Genomic DNA, 19,048 nt, shown 5'->3' with positions numbered 1-19,048 from the left:
CGCCCGACCGGGGCGGCCGGACAACCTGCCGGGACCGCGATTGCCGCGCATCGTGCTATTTGGAGCTGTAGTTGGGCGCCTCGACCGTCATCTGGATGTCGTGCGGGTGTGATTCCTTCAGACCGGCGGAGGTGATCCGGACGAACTTGCCCCGGGCTTTGAGCTCCGGAATGGTGCGTGCGCCCGTGTAGAACATGGTCTGGCGGAGCCCACCCACCAGCTGATGCGCTACGGAGGCAAGCGGCCCTCGGTAGGCGACGCGGCCCTCGATGCCCTCCGGGATGAGCTTGTCATCGCCGCTCACATCGCCCTGGGAGTAACGGTCCTTCGAGTACGACGTGTTCTTTCCGCGGGTCTGCATCGCACCGAGGGACCCCATGCCGCGGTAGGTCTTGTACTGCTTGCCGTTGACGAAGACCAGTTCACCGGGCGCCTCCGCGGAGCCGGCGAGCAGCGACCCCAGCATCACGGTGTCGGCGCCGGCCACGAGCGCCTTGCCGATGTCGCCTGAGTACTGCAGGCCGCCGTCGGCGATGACGGGGACACCCGCGGGGATGGCAGCCTTCGCGGATTCGTAGATGGCGGTGATCTGCGGCACGCCGACGCCGGCGACCACGCGCGTGGTGCAGATGGAGCCGGGCCCGACGCCCACCTTGATGCCGTCGGCGCCGGCGTCGATCAGCGCCTGCGCACCCTCGCGGGTTGCCGCCTGTCCGCCGATGATGTCCACGTGCGCCAGCGACTTCTCTGCCTTGAGCTTCCCGATCATCTCGAGGACGCCCGCACTGTGGCCGTTGGCGGTGTCCACGAACAGGGCGTCGACGCCGGCGTCCACGAGGGCCATGGCGCGGTCCCAGCCGTCCCCGAAGAAGCCGATGGCCGCGCCTACCCGCAGGCGCCCGTCATCGTCCTTGGTGGAGAGCGGGTACTGCTCGGCCTTGGTGAAATCCTTGACCGTGATGAGGCCGCGGAGCACGCCTTCGGCGTCGACCAGCGGCAGTTTCTCGATCTTGTTGACGGCGAGGAGGTTGATGGCGTCGTCGCCGCTGATGCCCACCCGACCGGTGATGAGGGGCATCCTGGTCATCACCTCCTGCACCAGCCGATCCGGGAAATCACGCTCCAGGACGAAGCGTGTGTCCCGGTTCGTGACGATTCCGAGCAGGCGTCCCTGCTCATCGACCACGGGGAGGCCCGAGACGCGGTAACGGCCGCACAGCTCGTCGAGTTCCTGCAGGGTGGCTCCGGGGCCGATGGTGAGCGGGTTGGTGATCATGCCCGATTCGCTGCGCTTGACGCGGTCCACCTGCTCGGCCTGGTCGGCGATGGACAGGTTGCGGTGGATAACGCCGAGCCCGCCCTGGCGCGCCATCGCGATCGCCATCCGCGCCTCGGTGACGGTGTCCATGGCGGAGGACAGCAGCGGAGTCCGCACCGAGATCCGCCGCGAGATGCGCGACGACGTGTCGGCCTCCGACGGGATGACGTCGGTGTATCCGGGAAGCAGCAGGACATCGTCATAGGTGAGGCCGATGAAGCCGAAGGGGTCGTGGGCTTCGTTCTGCGCGGACAACTGGGTCACTACTTGAGCCTCTTTCGGTGTCACCGGGGGGATGGAGTGCCTGCGGGTGGCCGGCGGGCAGTTACTCAAGTCTAGAACGGATCAAAGTTGCGCTCTATTCCGGCACCGGTGCCGTTGGACACAACTGGAACCTGATGCTCCTCACCAGCCGGTCAGGGCCCGGAACCTTCCGTCGAACACCGGCACTGTGGTCGCCGCGTACGTCCTGCTCGGGTGGTCCCGGTCGATGTACAAGCGGACATTGCCGATGACGCCGGGGCAGGAGGAATCGATACACACGACAGGGGTCGGCGGTGCTGGAACGACTCGATCGTTCCTGCCAACCCTGGCCATCGTCACGCCTGAGAATCCCTTCGATGGTCCGAGTGCAAACTGTCAGTTCACCTGCCGGCGAGTCCCGTCCGCGGCGTATCCCTCCGCCCGGGTAGGCCCGGAGGCCGGATCGGCGTTATTCTCGATACCAAGACCTTTGGCAGTGGCGCACCGCCGCACCGTCCCCTTCGAAGCATGGGGACCGCCTCGCATTCCCGAACAAACACCACGAAAGAATCCACCTCTGTGAATAAAGCACCTGCCAATCTAAAAGCCCCCCGCGACCTTGCCAAGGGCGCGATGCGCATAGTTGCCCTCGGCGGTATCGGCGAGATCGGCAGGAATATGACGGTCTTCGAATTCGACGGCAAGCTCCTCATCGTCGACTGCGGCGTCCTCTTCCCCGAGGACCACCACCCCGGCGTGAACGTGATCCTGCCGGACTTCACCGCCATCCGGGACCGGCTCGACGACGTCGTCGCGGTCGTGCTCACGCACGGCCATGAGGACCACATCGGCGCTGTCCCCTACCTGCTGAAGGAGCGGGCGGACATTCCGCTGGTCGGCTCGCAGCTGACGCTCGCCTTCATCGAAGCGAAGCTCAAGGAACACCGGATCACTCCCAAGACCGTGCAGGTCAAGGAAGGCGACCGCCGCACCATGGGCGGATTCGATCTCGAGTTCATCGCGGTCAACCACTCCATTCCGGACAGCCTCGCCGTAGCGATCCGCACCGCAGCCGGCATGGTCCTCCACACCGGTGACTTCAAGATGGACCAGTTCCCCCTGGACCGGCGCATCACCGACCTCGGGGCCTTCGCCCGGCTCGGAGCCGAAGGAGTGGACCTCTTCCTCACCGACTCGACCAATGCCGACGTCCCGGGCTTCACGACCTCCGAGAAGGACCTCGCCCCCGCGATCGACGCGGTCTTCCGGACCGCGCCGCGGAGGATCATCGTCTCGAGCTTCGCGAGCCACATCCACCGGATCCAACAGATCATCGACACGGCGCAGCGCCACCAGAGGAAAGTCGCCTTCGTGGGCCGCTCCATGGTGCGCAACATGACCATCGCCAGCGATCTCGGATACCTGAAGATTCCCCAGGGCATCCTCGTCGACTTCCGGAAGCTCGAAAAAACCGACGACCACAAAGTTGTTCTCATCTGCACGGGTTCGCAGGGCGAGCCGATGGCGGCGCTGTCCCGGATGGCGAACAAGGATCACGCCATCCGCATTCACGAGGGCGATACAGTGCTCCTCGCGAGCTCGCTCATTCCCGGCAACGAGAGTGCGATCTACAGCATCATCAATGCCCTGACCGAGATCGGCGCCAACGTGGTGCACAAGGGAAACGCGAAGGTGCATGTCTCGGGACACGCCAGTGCGGGCGAACTGGCCTACTGCTACAACATCGTGAAGCCCCGCAACGTGATGCCGGTGCATGGCGAGTGGCGCCACCTTCGCGCGAATGCCGCCATCGCCGTCAGCACGGGCGTTGACCAGCGTGACGTCGTGATCGCCGAGGACGGCGTCACGGTCGACCTCCACCGGGGTCGGGCGACGATCTCGGGCAAGGTTCCCGCAGGCCTGATCTTCGTGGACGGCGACAGCGTGGGCGGCATCACCGAGGACACGCTGCGCGAACGCCGCCGGCTGGCCGAGGAAGGTTCGGTGACGGTTCTCGCGATCATCGACGCCGAGACCGGACAGACCGCGGAACTCCCCGAATTCTTCACCAAGGGATTCTCCTGCTCGAACGAGGACCTCGACAAGGCCGGCGCCGCCGTCGAGAAGGCCCTGAAGGATGCGGCGTCGAACCGGCAGGGCGGGCGGTCACTCAGCCCCGAAACCATCATCGAGCGGGCGACCGCGAACTGGATGCGCCGCTTCTACAACAGGACGCCGGTCATCACGGCCATCGTGGTCGACGCATAACCCCTTCTGAGACCGACCTCCCGGGCCCCGCCCGGGCTTCAACGGTCGCTGCAGCACCCGGACACTTCGGAAGCTGCAGCGACCGTTGTGCGTTGCGCCTGAACCGGCGCAGGCGCTGCCTTGCCGTCGGGCAGCGGAGCTTCCAGCCCATCTTCTGCCGCCGAAGGAGCGTGTCGTCGCTCGACGCGCCGGTCATCGGCGGACCTGCCTGAACAAGCCGGGCAGCTACCCCGCCAGGACACGCAGACGCCCGGCCGGATTACCCCGGCCGGGCGTCTGCGTGCTCCTGAACGACGACGGCCTGCGGCGCCCGGAAGCAGCTGCGGCGCGCGTCGTCGTTCGGTCTACAACTCCGGTCCTAGTGGCTGTGACCGGAATTATTGTTGTCGCTTTCCTCGGGCTTCTCGACCACCAGTGTTTCGGTGGTCAGCACGAGGGCAGCGATCGAAGCCGCATTGCGCAGCGCCGAACGGGTGACCTTCACGGGGTCGATGATGCCCGCGTCGACCAGGTTTTCGTACTCGCCGGTGGCAGCGTTGAAACCGAAGCCGACCTCGAGGTCCGTGACGCGCGCAACCACGACGTAGCCCTCGTGTCCCGCATTCTCCGCGATCCAGCGCAGGGGCTGGGCGAGTGCCCGGCGCACAAGACCGATGGCCGTGGCGGCGTCACCCTCGAGTGCAAGGACGTTGGGGTCGGTGTCGAGCGCCTTGCCGGCGTGAACCAGCGCGGAACCGCCACCTGCAACGATGCCCTCCTCGAGAGCCGCACGGGTCGAGGAGACGGCGTCCTCGATACGATGCTTCTTCTCCTTGAGCTCCACCTCGGTGGCTGCGCCGACCTTGATGACTCCCACTCCGCCGGCGAGCTTCGCCAGACGTTCCTGGAGCTTCTCGCGGTCCCAATCGGAATCGGTGCGCTCGACCTCGGCGCGGATCTGGGCGACGCGGTCGGCGACGTCGGATTCGCTGCCGATGCCGTCCACAATGGTCGTCGTGTCCTTGGTGACCGTGATGCGGCGGGCGGAGCCCAGCACCTCAAGGCCCACCTGATCGAGCTTCAGGCCGAGATCCGGAGACACGACCTGCGCGCCCGTCAGGGTTGCAATGTCCTGCAGCATCGCCTTCCGGCGGTCGCCGAAGCCGGGTGCCTTGACGGCAACCACGTTCAGCGTGCCGCGGATCTTGTTCACCACGAGGGTCGAGAGCGCTTCGCCATCGATATCCTCGGCGATGATGAACAGCGGCTTCCCTGCCTGCAGCGCCTTCTCGAGCAACGGCAGGAACTCCTGCAGGGACGAGATCTTGCCCGAGTTGATCAGGATCAGCGCATCTTCGAGCACTGCTTCCTGGCGCTCGGCGTCGGTGACGAAGTATGGCGAGAGGTAGCCCTTGTCGAACTGCATCCCTTCGGTGAGGACGAGCTCGGTCTGCGTCGAGGATGACTCCTCGATCGTGATGACGCCGTCCTTGCCGACCTTCTCGAAGGCCTCGGCGAGCAGGTCGCCCACCTCGGTGCTCTGCGCGGAGATCGAGGCGACGTTGGCGGTCTGCTGACCGACGACTTCCCGGGCGTTCTCGAGGAGGCGCGCAGCTACTGCCTCGACTGCCACCTCGATACCGTGCTTGAGCTGGCCGGGAGCTGCACCCGCAGCAACGTTCCGCAGGCCCTCCTTGACCAGGGCCTGGGCCAGCACGGTTGCCGTGGTGGTTCCGTCACCGGCGACGTCGTTCGTCTTGGTGGCTACTTCCTTGGCCAGCTGCGCACCAAGGTTCTCGTACGGATCGTCCAGTTCGATCTCGCGGGCGATCGTCACACCATCGTTGGTGATCGTGGGGGCACCCCACTTCTTGTCCAGCACAACGTTGCGGCCGCGCGGGCCGAGCGTCACCTTGACGGTGTTCGCCAGCTTGTCCACGCCGGCCTCGAGGGCACGGCGGGCGGCATCGTTGAATTCCAACTGCTTTGCCATTGTTGATTCCTTTCAGGCTTGTGCAGCGAGAAAAACCCCGGCCAGTCCAGGCCGGGGTTCCTCTCAAATGGACTACTTAACGACGATCGCCAGAACGTCGCGAGCGGAAAGGACCAGGTATTCCTGGCCGGCATGCTTGACTTCGGTTCCGCCGTACTTGGAGTAGATGACGATGTCACCCTCGGCGACGTCGACGGGAACGCGGTTGCCGTTGTCGTCAACGCGTCCCGGTCCAACTGCTACGACTTCGCCCTCCTGGGGCTTCTCCTTGGCGGTATCCGGAATGACCAGACCGGAAGCAGTGGTCTGCTCCGCTTCCAGTGGGCGGACAACAATACGATCCTCAAGAGGCTTAATAGAGACCGACACTCGGGCTCTCCTTTGCGTTCGTTACTAATGGAATGTGGCCGTCGGGATGGCGCTGACCGTCGTCGCGGTGCCGGCTGGCGCTTCCCTCGGGGTTAGCACCCTCCTACTGAGAGTGCTAACCCCGACTTTATGCATTCGTTAGCACTCGGTCAAGGCGAGTGCCAGAGAGCGGGCATCCCGATCGACAGGACCGGGCTTATGGCCCCGGTGGAAGTGCCAGCGGGTAGAGTCGGAGCAGTCGCTTAGCAGAGGGCGGCCCTATCAACCGACCCTTCCTGCTGACAGCCGGCCTACAGGGGTTTGGTTTCCGAAAGGTCCTTATGACCGACAACGCCACCGAATCCCGCGACACCAGGGGTAGTGACCTCGGCCTCGCCGGAATGCTTCAGGACCTGGTACTGGACAGCGCCGACGTCGAGGAGTTCCTGACCGGACTGGTGACCGTTGCCGGCAGGGCCCTGTCAGGACCCGCCGATGAGGTTCTGTGTGCGGTCACCCTCCTGCGGCCACGGATGAAGACCACGGTGGCAAGTAGCAGCGAGCACGCACGGAAGATGGACGAGATCCAGTACCGGTTCGACGACGGCCCGTGCCTGCGAGCGGCGCGGGAGGGCAGGACCTACCACGTCCAGGACTTCCGGGAAGACGAACGGTTTCCCGGCTACAGCCAGGCCATCGCCGGGCATGGAATCCGTTCGGCCCTGGCGGTACCCATTCGGCTGGAAGGTGACACCCGGTCGGCATTGAACATCTACTCACCGAACGCCTCCGCTTTCGACACTTCGGCGGTCGCCGCTGCGCAGGGGGTCGCAAGCGAGGCGTCGGCCTCCCTGCGCCTGGCCATCCGCATCGCCCGCCTGACCGATTCAGGAGAGAACCTGAGGGCGGCGATGGAATCGCGAACCGCCATCGACCTGGCGGCGGGAGTGATCATGGCACAGAACCGGTGCAGCCAGGACGCTGCGATGACCATTCTCAAGGCCGCTTCGAATACACGTAATACCAAACTCCGTGATGTCGCGGCGGCGGTCCTCGCCTCAGTCGGACAGGACTCGGTGACCACGCACTTCAGTTGACGGACCCCGGCAGCTCGTGGGCGGGCGGGAAGTGCCGATCGTCAGCGGCCGTCCGTCTTTCCGTGCTCGGCGTTGCTGTCAGCGCACTCCAGTCCCTGCGGGTTCGCTTCCTCGGAGCCGTTCGGCTGATCCCCGGAAAATGTACTGTGGGTACCGCGCTTCTGGTCGTCGGATTCGATACCATTTTCGAGGTCGTCGCTGTAGGGTGCGCGCAGGGGCGGCGGAAGTTCGTCGATCAGCTCGTTCGCCGCATGGGCGAGGAGGTCCCGCTGCAACGGTGGCAGGAGAATCAGTCCGCTGAGGTAGGCCTCCACCTCGTATTCACCGACCCTGCCGCCGATCGCGAAGAACCGGAGCCACAGTTCGCCGACCGTGTACCCGGCCTGTTTCACGGCCGTTGCAAGCAACAGGCGCTGGTCTTCCTCCCCAGTGGAACCCATCGAACCTACTCCTTACGATTCCGGACCGGTCAGGTGGTCCACCAGCTGCTGGGCGGCCTCACCCATCGTAATTTTCAAGCGCTTGGCCCTTTCGATGATTTCCGTGTGCGCCTGTTCCTCCGCCATACCCCGTCCGCCCATGAGTATTCCCTTGGCCAGACCGATCACGTCCCGTGTCCGAAGGGCCGCGAGGAGCTCATCGGTGATCTGCTGCGGCGTTTCAGTGGTCTGCACGTGACCCAGGAGGGCTGCAGCCGGAACGGCAAAATGGAGGAGCAGGGCCTCGGTAGAGGCGTCGAAGGCGGAAGGCACAGCTGAATACACTTTGATCGCTCCAAGATGATCCTGCCCGCGCAAGAGCGGGACACTGACGCAGGCCCGCACGGGCCCCTGGGAAACCGCAGCGTTCCAATTCCGCCAGCGGGGCTCAGTACGGGTATCGTCGATGCGCACGGGCTCGCCGGTCGCCCAGGCGCTCAGGCACGGGCCCTCACCCAGCTCGTACTGCATGTCGTCCGCCTGGCTGACCAAGGCATCGGTGGAACCGGTACTGATCCGCTGGCCGTTCCGGACCAGGGTGACCCCGGCACCGATTGCTCCCGGAATTACTTCCTTTGCGGCCTCGGCGAGGAGATCGACTGCATGGTTGACGGTCTCCGCGGTGAGGAGGAGACCCTTGACCCGCCCGAAGACAACTTCGATCTCGTTGAGGGATGACTCGGTTGCCACGGACGGCCTCACAATTTGGAGAGCCGGGCACTCGTGCCCGGCAGGTGGAGGCCCTCTGCTGGACCCTGCTGATCCGAACGGATCCGCCCGGTTCAGTATCACCAGTCTAGCCTTTGCGAACGTGCACGGGCGAAGAAACGCCTCGATCCGACAGGCATCCGGAAGGGGGTCCGGAGCCTCTCGGTCGCCTAGGCTGGAGCCCATGGCCACCGACAACATCGCCCCGATCCTGGCCCCTGAGGGGTGGGAGCTGCTGAACTCGCTCGGCCCGTATTCCGAAGTGGAAAGCCTCCGCCTGAGTGAGCAGCTGCGGAAGACGGGGCACTCCCCCGATGTCGTCTCCGCAGCCCTCACGCAGTCACGGCTGCGGGCGAAGGCCCGGGCGAAGTTCGGGCCCTTCGCCGAACGCATGCTCTTCACTACCGCAGGGCTGGAGCAGGCCACGCGCATGAGTGTGGCAGCCCGGCATGCCCAGCGCTTCGTGGAGGCCTCCCTGGTGCGGGTGGCCGACCTCGGGTGCGGACTCGGAGCCGACAGCATGGCCCTGGCCACGCTCGACCGCGAGGTCACCGCCGTCGAACTCGATGAGACCACGGCCGCTGCGGCGACGATGAACCTGCTGCCCTGGGCGAACGCGAAAGTGGTCAACGCGGACGCCGAGTCGATCGACGCATCGGCGTACGACGGCGTCTGGCTGGACCCCGCGCGCCGCAGCACCTCGTCCTCAGGCACCACCCGGATCTTCGATCCGGAGGCGTTCTCACCACCGCTGTCCTTCGTGGAGAAACTCGCCGACGGCGGGACACCGGTGGGAGTCAAGATGGGTCCCGGTATTCCCCACGAGGCGGTGCCGTCCGGGTGTGAGGCCCAGTGGGTGTCGGTGGACGGCGACGTGACCGAAGTGTCCCTCTGGTTCAATGCGCTTCGGCGCACGGGTATCCGCCGAGCTGCGCTGGTCATCAGCGTCCACGGTGCAGCCGAGCTGACGAGCGCCGCCGAGTTCGGGGAGGGACCGGACGCGCCCCTGGGGCCGGTGGAGGGCTATCTCTACGAGCCCGACGGCGCCGTGATCCGGGCGGGGCTCGTGGCCGACGTCGCACTCCAACTGCGCGGCCACCTGCTGGACCCCAGAATCGCGTACGTGTGTGCGCCCACACTGGTCGGGACCCCGTTCGCACGGGCCTACCGGATTCTTGAGGTGCGTCCCTACAACATCCGAAGCCTCAAGGCCTGGGTGCGCACGGAAGGAATCGGCGTGCTGGACATCAAGAAGCGAGGCACCGCCGTCACGCCTGAGGAAGTGCGTCGCCAGCTGCTCGCGGGCTCCGGCAAGGGGAAGAAGAAGGCGACCCTGGTGCTGACGCGCATCGGCGAGGATCGTGTGGCTATCGTGGTGGAGCCGGTCCTACCATGAGTTCATGATTTCGGGAATTCTGGCGACTTCGCGGGGGACTTCGTAGAGTCGGACCAGAATCCCCAACGGAAGAAGGACCATGACTGACAGCCCGGAACGCGGCGTCCTGTTCGACGTGGACGGCACCCTTGTCGACACCAACTACCTGCACACCATCGCCTGGTGGCAGGCGTTCCGCCGTTTCGGCCACGATGCCCCGATGGCGGAGATCCACCGGGCGATCGGCATGGGCGGGGACAAGCTCATCGGGCATCTCCTCGGCTCCGACAGGGACGCGTCCCAGGACGGCGAGCTGGAGTCGACCCACGGTGCGATCTACTCGAGCTACTGGCCGTCGATACGCCGCTTCGAGGGCGCACGCGAACTGCTGCAGCGCTGCGCCGGAAACGGCCTGGGCATCGTCCTGGCATCGTCCGCTTCGAAGCAGGAACTGGCCGTCATGCGGACGATCATCGACGCGGACGACGTGATTGCGGGAGCGACATCGTCATCCGATGCCGAGAACAGCAAGCCCTCTCCCGACATCCTGCGTGCAGCGCTCGACACCGCCGGGCTCCTGGCCGAAAACACGGTCTTCGTGGGCGACGCCGTGTGGGACGTCCTCGCAGCGAAGGAACTCGGCATCCCCACCATCGCGGTGGAGTCCGGCGGCACGAGTGAGGCGGAACTGCGGAACGCAGGCGCTGTCGAGGTGTATGCGGATGTTGCCGGGCTGCTCGCCGCCTTCGACGACAGCGCGCTGCACCGCTTCGGCGAAGAGCGGGAGGTATGAGGCGATCCGAGGTTCCTTGTGACCAATCCGGCGCTGCGCGCCGCGGATCCGCCGACTGTCTCAGGCGGAATCGCGCCACACCACCGTGGTGTCGAGCACGCGGACAGGGCTGGGAAGCCCCCTGATCTGCGCAAGGACAAGCTCGGCGGCAGTACGCCCCAGCAGGTCCGCCGGCTGCCGGATCGTCGACAACTGCGGCCTACAGCGTAGCGCCCAGCTGCTGTCGTCGAAGCCCACGATCCCGACGTCGTCGGGCACCCTGCGTCCGCTCTCCTGCAGCGCCGTCATCGCCCCGGCGGCCACCGCGTCGGAGGCTGCGAACACGCCGTCGATCTCGGGGCAGCGACGCAGTAGTTCCTGCATGCCCTCAAGCCCGTAACCGTAGGTGTAGAGGGGATACCGAACAACGAGCTCGGGGTCGAAGCGGGCCCCGAGGGCAGTTCTGAAGCCCGACAGACGGTCCTGTCCTGAGTCCCTGTCCAGGGCACTCGCGATCATGCCGATCCGCTTCCGGCCCGTACCGACGAGTCTTTCGGTGATCTCCCGGGCAGCGGACACGTTGTCGATGGCCACGTACGGAAGATCGGGCGTTCCCGGCGGATGGCCCACGAAAGCCGCCGGCACTCCGAGGTCGCGGACAGCCGAGGCGATAGGATCAGAGGCCCGCGCCGAGACGATGACCGCACCGTCGACCAGCCCACCGCTCAGGTACTCCGCCACCCTGTGGCTGTCACGTTCGGAATCGATGATCAGGGAGACCAATTGGTAGTCCGCCTTGGACAGCACTTCATTGGCGCCCAGCAGGATCGATCCGATGTTGGGATCCTCGAACAACAGCGAATGCGGCTCGTGGATGATGAGCGCAATGGCTCGGGATTCCTGCAGGACGAGGTTGCGGGCTGCGGAGTTGCGCACATACCCCACCTGTGCGATCGCATCCTCGACTGCGGAACGCGCCTCCGGCGACACGTACCGCTCACCGTTGACCACCCGGGAGACCGTTCCCCGGGATAGCCCCGCTGCTGTGGCGACGTCGTTGATGGTCGCCCGACGTATGCGGGTGCGGGAGGGCGGCATATGTGTACCTTAGCCGAGGACGGCCGGCCGATCGCCGTGTGTCGGCGGACCGGGGATCTCCCGGACGACGGAAAGCGTGTGGATCGACCTCACCCTTTCGGCGACACCGTCGGAAGGGACCAGGACCGATCAGGCACGCCGGACGGGGCAGGATCCGAGTGAGTCCTGGGCAACGATGTCAGGACTCGTCATCCTGAACCGGCCTTGCGTCAAGATCGAGTTCGCGCTGCGCGGCCTCGGCCAGCAGCCGGAGGGCTCCCTCGTCATCGGCCGAGAAATCCCGGGGTTCCTGGTCGATGATGCAGAGGGTTCCAATGGTCCAGCCGTTGGACCCCCGCAGCGGATAACCCGCGTAGAACCGGATATACGGTTCCCCCCGCACGAGCGGATTGTTCTTGAACCGCTCATCCGCCAGTGCGTCATTGACGATGAGGGGTCCTGCGTTGCGGATGGTGATATTGCAGAACGAGAGCTCCCGCGGCGTGTTCTGTCCGACCGGCCCCACCACCGACTTCAGGTACTGCCGGTGGCTGTCGATCAGGGAGACCGTCGACGAGCTCACACCGAACTGTTCCCTGGCGCGGCGGGTGATGCTGTCGAACCTCTCCTCTGCCGGAGTGTCCAGCAGGTTCGTCCGCCGAAGGGCGTCCACCCGTTCCTCCTCCGCCTCCCCGGGCGTCAGCAGGAAAGCGCCGACGGCCCCCAGCGCCCTGCGCGCCCGGCTCGGCGCATCCTGCTCGTCGCGCCTTTCGCTGTAGGGCACCCGAACGCTTGACGTGGTTTCCTCCAGGATCTCATTGACCGCGCTGGCGAGGGTGTCCCTTTCCGCCGCCGGCAGGTCCAACAGCCCGCGAAGGTAGGCCTCGATCTCGATCTGCGCGAGGGTTCCCCCCAACCCGAAATACTGGATCCAGATCTCCTCAGGATTCAACCCCGCGTCGGTGGCCGCAACAAGAGTGAGTTGCTGCTGCGTCTGACCATCCATGCAAGGCACTCCAATTATGTTGTCCGGGCTGCTTGTGCCATGGCCTTCCAGTCGGAAGTCCGCAGGACAGCCCTACCGCTAACGATCAGCCTGCTTATCATCGAGCGTAACCGAGTTGGAACAGCAGTCCTGCCGAGATCCCGTGGGCCGTAACGAAGTCGACAGGCGGGGACATTGTGTGCTGGACCCGGATCCGGCACGCGCGCACATGGTCCTCGACCTCCCCGGAGCGCATACTTTCGATCATGTGCAACTATCCGGTCCGCGACCCTGATCACCTCGATCGGCCGGTACCCACCCCCGTTGCTGAGGGCCGTCCGGGGTGAGGGACAGGAAAGCCGCCCCCACCCCGGCGGCATCGGCAGCATCAGCCGCAGGGATCGAGTTCCTCCTTCGCACCTATGCGCATGATTCAGCGGGCGGTGCTTTCGGGCCCGAGGCGGCCGTGGCCCTCGGTGAAGATCCGCAGCGCGTCTTCAAGACGCTCATGGCCATGGCCGACGGCGTCATGGTGGCCGCCGTCGTACCGGTGAACCGCCAGTTGGATCCCAAGGCTCTAGCCACGGCCCTGGGCGCAAGGAGGGCTGCCATGGCAGACCCGGCCGCGGCCCAACGGCGAAGCGGGTATGTACTCGGCGGGATATCTCCGCTCGGCCAGCGGCACCCGTGCCCCGTGGTGATCGATGAATCAGCTCTCGGATTCGGTACCGTCCTGGTTTCGGGAGGAAGACGCGGACTCGAGATCGAGCTCAGCCCGGCAGACCTCGTGAGAATCACGTCAGCGCGGGTCGCGCGGATCGCAGCCGCCTAGCTCTTCGCTGAACGGTTTCGTTGACAAGCAGCTGTGATGCGCATTACTCTGGGAACGTTCCCAGAGTCGAGGGCGAAACCGCACACTTGTCTTATGGGAACGTTCCCAGACGGACGCAGAAAACCTTTTGGTCAGGAAAGCGCCCTCGAGAATTCGGGCAGCGCAGGTGTGAGGAGCACGATTGGCACGCAGGACCGCCGTAACAGGACTCGCCGACGGATCGTTGGTTTTCGGTTGCGATTACAACCCCGAGCAATGGGACCCCGAAGTCTGGCAGGAGGACGTCCTGCTGATGAAGGAGGCCGGCGTCAATCTGGTGGCAGTCAACATCTTCGGCTGGGCAGAACTGGAACCCACGCAGGGTACCTACCGCTTCGACCGCCTGGATGCCGTTCTGGACCTGCTGGCGGAGCACGGAATCGGAGTAAACCTCGGCACCGCAACGTCGTCGACGCCGGCCTGGCTCACCACCCTGCACCCCGAGGTCCTCCCCCAGGCAATTGATGGAACCCGACGCTGGCCCGGCGGACGCCAGGCCTGGTGCCCGAGTTCCCCTGTATACCGCGAACACGCCCTGCGCCTCGTGGAGCAGGTGGCGGCGCGCTACGGCAGCCACCCAGCCCTTCGGATCTGGCACGTCTCGAACGAGCTCGGCTGCCACAATGCGCTGTGCTACTGCGATGTCTCCGCCGGTTCTTTCCGCACCTGGCTCCAGGACCGGTACGCCACCCTTGGTGCCCTGAACAGCGCCTGGGGCACGGCGTTCTGGAGCCAGCGCTACTCGGCCTGGGAGCAGATTCTCCCGCCGCGACTGACTCTTTCGGCCACGAATCCCACCCAGACGCTGGACTACCAGCGGTTCAGCTCCGACGAGTTGCTTGCCCACTACACGGCCGAAACAGCAATCCTGAGACGCCTCAGCACAGCTCCCGTGACCACCAACTTCATGGTGTCCGCGCACATCCGGAACCAGGACTACTGGTCCTGGGCTCCCGCCATGGACCTGATCGCCAATGACCATTACCTCGACCACCGGCTGGACTCCCCCGACAGTGAACTCGCCTTCGCAGCCGATACCTCCCGTGGGCTGGCGCAGGGGGAGCCCTGGCTCCTCATGGAACACTCGACAGGCGCCGTCAACTGGCAGCCACGCAACATCGCCAAAGGTCCGGGGGAACTGCTGCGCAATTCGCTGACCCACCTTGCGCGCGGTGCTGACGGCCTGTGCTTCTTCCAGTGGCGCGCCTCGCTGCAGGGCAGTGAAAAGTTCCATTCGGCCATGCTCCCCCACGCCGGCACCGACTCCCGCACCTGGCGGGACGTCCTCGAACTCGGATCGTCACTCCGACGACTCGGCGAAGTCGCGGGCACAACCGTCCAGGCCGAGGTGGCCCTGGTCTTCAGCTGGGAGGCGTGGTGGGCCCACGACCAGGACTCCCACCCTTCCGGGGACGTGCGCTACCTCGACCAGGTGCACGCGTCCTACCGGGCGCTGTGGGAAGCAGGAATCACCGTGGACGTCGTCGCGCCGGGAGCTGACCTCGCCCGCTACAGATTCGTGGTGGTCCCCGGGCTCTACCTGGTGCGCGACACGGATGCTGCAGCACTGACGGCATACGTGGAAGACGGCGGCCATGCGCTCATCACCTTCTTCAGCGGCATCGTCGACGAGAACGAGCGCGTACGCCCCGGCGGTTACCCAGGGGCATTCCTCGATCTGCTGGGCATCCGCAGTGAGGAGTTCTTCCCGCTGCACCCGCGGGAATCGCTTCCCCTGGACAACGGAGGCACAGCGACCCTCTGGTCCGAAGCGCTGCGACTGGAAGGCGCCGAAACGGTCCTGGCCTACGAGGGCGGCCACCTCGCCGGAGTACCGGCCGTCACCCGGAACGGCTTCGGCGAAGGCCAGGCCTGGTACACGGGAACCGTCCTTGACCCCGACACCCTGAAACACCTCCTCGTCACCGCCGCAGCCGCGGCGGGAGTCGCCGTTCCCGAGGTACAGGACGGGCTGGAGGTCATCGTGCGCAGCGGCAACGGCAATAGCTATGTCTTCCTTATCAACCACTCCAGCGACGACCGCAAATACCGCGGAACGGGCACTGAACTACTGACGGACGAGGTCATCGCCGACGTCGTCGTGGTTCCCGCCGGCGCTGTGCGCGTGATGCGCTTTCCGGCAACACCCGCCGTCCACCCGAAGAAGAACGGACCCGTCCGGGACCGAAAGGATGCACACCGTGACAGCAACTAGCACTCCGCCCACGGCGCCCAAAGCGCCGGCGGTCGCGCGGAGGAACCGATCGTCCGGCGCCCAGCGCCGGGCCGTCGCCATCTTCATTGCACCCTTCGCCGTCCTGTTCCTCGCGTTCTATGCGGTGCCGATCATCTTCGCGGTGGTGCAGTCACTGCTGACCGTAGAACGCGAGGGCACGTTCGGCCCGCCCCGACAGGTGTTCGGCGGACTGACCCAGTATGAGCAGGTCTTCCGGGACACCGAGTTCTGGCAATCAGTAGGCCGTGTGCTGGCCTTCGGCGCGGTGCAGGTCCCGATCATGCTGGGACTGGCACTCCTTTTTGCGCTGTTGCTCGATTCGCCGCTACTCAAGGGCAAGAAGTTCTTCCGTCTCGCGTTCTTCGCCCCCTACGCCGTACCCGGCGTCATCGCCGCCATCATGTGGGGGTTCCTGTACTCCCCGTCCCTCTCGCCGTTCGGGGCAGTGACCTCCAGCATCGACTTCCTTTCCGCGGAGCTTGTGCTGTGGGCCATCGCGAACATCGTCACCTGGGTGTATGTGGGCTACAACATGCTGATCATCTTCTCCGCCCTGCTGGCGATCCCCACCGAGATCTACGAAGCGGCACGGCTCGATGGCGCCAGCAACATCCAGATCGCGTGGCGTATCAAGATCCCGCTCGTGATCCCCGCGATCATCCTGACCGCGGTGTTCTCGATCATCGGTACCCTGCAGCTGCTTGCCGAACCACAGACGCTTCGTAGTTTCAGCTCGGCCATCAGTAGCTCGTTCACCCCGAACCTGGCCGTCTACACCACGGCATCCGTACCCAACTACAACCTCGCAGCGGCATTCTCGGTGGTGCTGGCACTGGCCACCTTCGCTCTGTCCTTCGTCTTCCTCAAGTCGACCCAGCGGAAGGTCACCCAATGACGGCAGCCCCAGCCACAGCACCCGAACAACCCCGGGATGCCGGCCATAGCCGGGCCGCCGGGCCCCGCTCGCGCGGACCCCGCCAGAGCATGCTCTCCCGAAGCGCGGCGATGCTCATTATGGGCGTCTTCACCCTGTACTTCCTGACCCCGATCTGGTGGCTGCTCGTCTCCTCCACGAAGACCGGCAGCGAGATCACCGGATCCGCGCCCCTCTGGTTCACCGCGGAGTCCCTCACGACGTTCTTCGGCAACCTCGGGAACCTCTTCAGCTACGGCGACGGCCTTTTCGGCCGCTGGCTCGTCAACTCGGCGATCTACGCCGGCCTGGGCGCCCTGGTCGGCACCGTCATCGCCGCGATGTGCGGCTACGCGCTCGCCAAGTACGAGTTCCGGGGGCGCGAGGCCATTTTCAACGTGGTGCTCAGCGGCGTGCTGGTCCCGGCGACAGCCCTCGCGCTGCCCCTGTTCCTGATCTTCAGCGAGGTGAATCTCACCAACACCCTGTGGGCCGTCTTCCTGCCGAGCCTGGTCAGTCCGTTCGGCGTCTACCTGGCGCGGATCTATGCGGCAGCCAGCGTACCGGGTGAACTCCTCGAGGCGGCCCGCCTCGACGGATCGGGAGAGGTGCGAACGTTCTTCACCGTATCGACGCGGCTGATGGCTCCGGCGCTCGTCACGATCTTCCTCTTCCAGTTCGTGGCGATCTGGAACAACTTCTTCCTGCCCCTGATCATGCTCCGCGACCAGGCGCTCTTCCCCGTCACCCTGGGCCTGTATGCGTGGAACAGCCAAATCAGCCAGATTCCCGAGCTTCGGCCACTCGTGATCGTCGGCGCGCTGGTCTCCATTCTTCCGCTGATCATCGCGTTCCTCGGCCTGCAGCGCTTCTGGAGCAGCGGCCTCGGCGCCGGAGGCGTCAAGTAGCAGCTCCCAGGGTGCGTCATCGCCCTGACGTGTTCTCCCGAATCAACCCATCCCCCATCCGCTGCCGGACAAAGCCCCGGCAGCACTACCACCGATAGGAAACGAAATGCGCGCGCATTACGGAAAAGTCACCGCGGCCTTTGCCATGATCTCTGCGCTGACACTGTCCGGCTGCTCAGCCGGCGGAGACAGCGGCAGCACCGACGCAGGTGCCGACGGCGGGGCCTGCGAACCAGCGGGAGGTCCGGTCGAACTCACCTTCACCACCTGGGTTCCGGGCATGGACCAGGTCGTCGAACTGTGGAACGAGGAGAATCCGGATGTCCAGGTCACTGTCCAGACCGGGCCGAACGGCAACTCCGGAACCTACCAGAACTTCTTCAACCAGCTGCAGGCCGGCAACGCGCCGGACCTCGGCCAGATCGAGTACGACGCCCTGCCGAACTTCCGCGTGCAGGACGGCCTCGAGAACATCGCCGCGTGCGAAGGGATAGCCGACGCCGAGGACCAGTTCGTCGACTGGACCTGGGGGCAGGTCACCTTCGGCGAGGACGACGCCGTCTACGCCGTGCCGCAGGACAGCGGACCCATGGCGATGTACTACCGCGCCGACCTCTTCGAGGCGGCCGGCATCGAGGTGCCCACCACCTGGGAGGAGTACGCTGCCGCAGCCGAGCAGATCAAGGCCGAGGGCGCCTACATCACCAACTTCCCGAGGTCCGACGTGAACTGGTTCGCCGGTATGGTGTGGCAGGCGGGCGGTCAGTGGTTCGCCAACGACGGCGAAGCCTGGGACGTCAACCTCACGGGCGAGGAATCCGAGCAGGTCGCCACCTACTGGCAGGACCTCCTCTCGGAGGACCTTGTCTCCACCCTGCCGTCCTTCTCCGATGAATGGAACGCCTCCTTCAACGAGGGACAGCAGTGGACCTGGGTGTCGGCGGTCTGGGGTGCCACCACGCTTTCCGACGCCGCACCCGACACCGCCGGCCAGTGGGCTGTAGCGCCCATGCCGCAGTGGGAAGACGGCGGAGAGTCCGCAGGTAACTGGGGCGGCTCCTCCACCGCCGTCCTCAAGGGCTCCGAGAACCCGGCCGAAGCGGCGGCATTCGCCCTCTGGCTCAACACCGATCCCGAAGCTCTCGCCCTGGCCAACGAACTCGGCGGGCTCTACCCGGCTGCCGAGTCGGCTGCGGAGCTCGAGGCCTTCGCGGGCGGCGTCGAGTTCTACGGTGGACAGCCAATCTACGACGTCTTCGCCGAAGCCTCCTCGAACGTCGACCCCGACTTCACCTGGGGACCGACCATGACCCAGACCTACACCGACGTCTCCGACGGTTTCGGTGCGGCCATCGGCGGATCAAGCACCCTCATGGATGCCCTGACCGAAGGCCAGCAGAAGACCATCGACGCCCTGAAGGCCCAGTCGATTCCGGTCAACGAGTAGCATTTCCGCTGAAGAACGAAGCTCCGCACCG

Annotated in this window: 16 protein-coding genes; 9 read left to right on the top strand and 7 right to left on the bottom strand. The window is 65.5% G+C overall.

Translation table 11 applies throughout. From position 1 onward, the window contains the following. Positions 1-55: 55 nt before the first annotated feature. On the bottom strand, positions 56-1,582 hold the full coding sequence (guaB, locus tag IWX75_RS04395; RefSeq protein ID WP_196821034.1) for an IMP dehydrogenase: 1,527 nt from the start codon (positions 1,580-1,582) through the stop codon (positions 56-58). A gap of 612 nt (positions 1,583-2,194) precedes the next feature. Here guaB and IWX75_RS04390 point away from each other — a divergent pair. After that, positions 2,195-3,829 carry a ribonuclease J gene (locus IWX75_RS04390; protein WP_196821360.1) on the top strand — a complete coding sequence of 545 codons (1,635 nt, stop codon included), beginning with the start codon at positions 2,195-2,197 and terminating at the stop codon, positions 3,827-3,829. 358 nt (positions 3,830-4,187) lie between these two features. On the opposite strand, the gene groL is transcribed toward IWX75_RS04390, so the two are convergent. Beyond that, positions 4,188-5,801 (bottom strand): chaperonin GroEL, encoded by a 1,614-nt coding sequence (groL, locus tag IWX75_RS04385; RefSeq protein WP_196821033.1) that lies wholly within the window; start codon positions 5,799-5,801, stop codon positions 4,188-4,190. Positions 5,802-5,873: 72 nt separating this feature from the next. Further along, the gene (gene groES / locus IWX75_RS04380; protein ID WP_026531894.1) at positions 5,874-6,170 is read right to left on the bottom strand and encodes a co-chaperone GroES; all 297 of its coding nucleotides are present in this window, start codon (positions 6,168-6,170) and stop codon (positions 5,874-5,876) included. 320 nt (positions 6,171-6,490) lie between these two features. Here groES and IWX75_RS04375 point away from each other — a divergent pair, with 320 nt between their 5' ends. Then, complete coding sequence (locus IWX75_RS04375; protein WP_196821032.1) at positions 6,491-7,246, top strand: ANTAR domain-containing protein; 756 nt, start codon at positions 6,491-6,493, stop codon at positions 7,244-7,246. A 41-nt stretch (positions 7,247-7,287) separates the two neighbouring features. On the opposite strand, the gene IWX75_RS04370 is transcribed toward IWX75_RS04375, so the two are convergent. Then, positions 7,288-7,686, bottom strand: coding sequence for a hypothetical protein (locus IWX75_RS04370; RefSeq protein ID WP_196821031.1), 399 nt, complete (start codon positions 7,684-7,686; stop codon positions 7,288-7,290). A gap of 12 nt (positions 7,687-7,698) precedes the next feature. After that, the gene (locus IWX75_RS04365) at positions 7,699-8,415 is read right to left on the bottom strand and encodes a GAF and ANTAR domain-containing protein (RefSeq protein WP_196821030.1); all 717 of its coding nucleotides are present in this window, start codon (positions 8,413-8,415) and stop codon (positions 7,699-7,701) included. Between the two features lie 202 nt (positions 8,416-8,617). Between IWX75_RS04365 and IWX75_RS04360 the strand changes: the two genes are divergently transcribed. Together IWX75_RS04360 and IWX75_RS04355 are read left to right on the top strand one after the other, a co-directional pair. Then, positions 8,618-9,829, top strand: a complete 1,212-nt coding sequence (locus IWX75_RS04360; protein WP_196821029.1) for a class I SAM-dependent methyltransferase — start codon at positions 8,618-8,620, stop codon at positions 9,827-9,829. Between the two features lie 79 nt (positions 9,830-9,908). Next, on the top strand, positions 9,909-10,601 hold the full coding sequence (locus IWX75_RS04355; RefSeq protein ID WP_196821028.1) for an HAD family hydrolase: 693 nt from the start codon (positions 9,909-9,911) through the stop codon (positions 10,599-10,601). A gap of 60 nt (positions 10,602-10,661) precedes the next feature. Here IWX75_RS04355 and IWX75_RS04350 read toward each other — a convergent pair whose 3' ends face one another. Both IWX75_RS04350 and IWX75_RS04345 read right to left on the bottom strand, forming a co-directional pair. Continuing rightward, positions 10,662-11,678, bottom strand: a complete 1,017-nt coding sequence (locus IWX75_RS04350; protein WP_196821027.1) for a LacI family DNA-binding transcriptional regulator — start codon at positions 11,676-11,678, stop codon at positions 10,662-10,664. A gap of 178 nt (positions 11,679-11,856) precedes the next feature. Continuing rightward, on the bottom strand, positions 11,857-12,663 hold the full coding sequence (locus tag IWX75_RS04345) for a GAF domain-containing protein (RefSeq protein WP_196821026.1): 807 nt from the start codon (positions 12,661-12,663) through the stop codon (positions 11,857-11,859). A gap of 322 nt (positions 12,664-12,985) precedes the next feature. Between IWX75_RS04345 and ybaK the strand changes: the two genes are divergently transcribed. The 5 genes from ybaK to IWX75_RS04320 all read left to right on the top strand — a co-directional run bounded on the left by ybaK (position 12,986) and on the right by IWX75_RS04320 (position 19,017). Beyond that, a complete protein-coding gene (gene ybaK, locus IWX75_RS04340; RefSeq protein WP_196821025.1) occupies positions 12,986-13,474 on the top strand; it encodes a Cys-tRNA(Pro) deacylase in 489 nt (162 codons plus the stop codon). A gap of 181 nt (positions 13,475-13,655) precedes the next feature. Continuing rightward, positions 13,656-15,728, top strand: coding sequence for a beta-galactosidase (locus IWX75_RS04335; protein ID WP_196821024.1), 2,073 nt, complete (start codon positions 13,656-13,658; stop codon positions 15,726-15,728). After that, positions 15,706-16,644: a carbohydrate ABC transporter permease gene (locus IWX75_RS04330; RefSeq protein WP_196821023.1), complete on the top strand. Its 939-nt coding sequence runs from the start codon at positions 15,706-15,708 to the stop codon at positions 16,642-16,644. The genes IWX75_RS04335 and IWX75_RS04330 overlap by 23 nt, the downstream gene beginning before the upstream one ends. Beyond that, a complete protein-coding gene (locus IWX75_RS04325) occupies positions 16,641-17,570 on the top strand; it encodes a carbohydrate ABC transporter permease (protein ID WP_196821022.1) in 930 nt (309 codons plus the stop codon). The genes IWX75_RS04330 and IWX75_RS04325 overlap by 4 nt, the downstream gene beginning before the upstream one ends. Before the next feature lie 106 nt (positions 17,571-17,676). Beyond that, complete coding sequence (locus tag IWX75_RS04320) at positions 17,677-19,017, top strand: ABC transporter substrate-binding protein (RefSeq protein WP_196821021.1); 1,341 nt, start codon at positions 17,677-17,679, stop codon at positions 19,015-19,017. Positions 19,018-19,048 lie beyond the last annotated feature (31 nt).

It is taken from the genome of Arthrobacter sp. CAN_A6 (genome assembly GCF_015751715.1).
Classification (GTDB): domain Bacteria; phylum Actinomycetota; class Actinomycetes; order Actinomycetales; family Micrococcaceae; genus Arthrobacter_D.
Note: the sequence above shows the minus strand (reverse complement) of the source record. Positions and strands in the feature narration are given on the sequence as shown.

Coding starts and splice junctions, on each gene's coding strand:
- IWX75_RS04320 (WP_196821021.1), top strand. CDS start 17,677: ATGCGCGCGCATTACGGAAAAGTCACCGCGGCCTTTGCCATGATCTCT.
- IWX75_RS04350 (WP_196821027.1), bottom strand. CDS start 11,678: ATGCCGCCCTCCCGCACCCGCATACGTCGGGCGACCATCAACGACGTC.
- IWX75_RS04375 (WP_196821032.1), top strand. CDS start 6,491: ATGACCGACAACGCCACCGAATCCCGCGACACCAGGGGTAGTGACCTC.
- IWX75_RS04360 (WP_196821029.1), top strand. CDS start 8,618: ATGGCCACCGACAACATCGCCCCGATCCTGGCCCCTGAGGGGTGGGAG.
- IWX75_RS04325 (WP_196821022.1), top strand. CDS start 16,641: ATGACGGCAGCCCCAGCCACAGCACCCGAACAACCCCGGGATGCCGGC.
- IWX75_RS04355 (WP_196821028.1), top strand. CDS start 9,909: ATGACTGACAGCCCGGAACGCGGCGTCCTGTTCGACGTGGACGGCACC.
- IWX75_RS04390 (WP_196821360.1), top strand. CDS start 2,195: ATGCGCATAGTTGCCCTCGGCGGTATCGGCGAGATCGGCAGGAATATG.
- IWX75_RS04330 (WP_196821023.1), top strand. CDS start 15,706: ATGCACACCGTGACAGCAACTAGCACTCCGCCCACGGCGCCCAAAGCG.
- groL (WP_196821033.1), bottom strand. CDS start 5,801: ATGGCAAAGCAGTTGGAATTCAACGATGCCGCCCGCCGTGCCCTCGAG.
- IWX75_RS04370 (WP_196821031.1), bottom strand. CDS start 7,686: ATGGGTTCCACTGGGGAGGAAGACCAGCGCCTGTTGCTTGCAACGGCC.
- IWX75_RS04345 (WP_196821026.1), bottom strand. CDS start 12,663: ATGGATGGTCAGACGCAGCAGCAACTCACTCTTGTTGCGGCCACCGAC.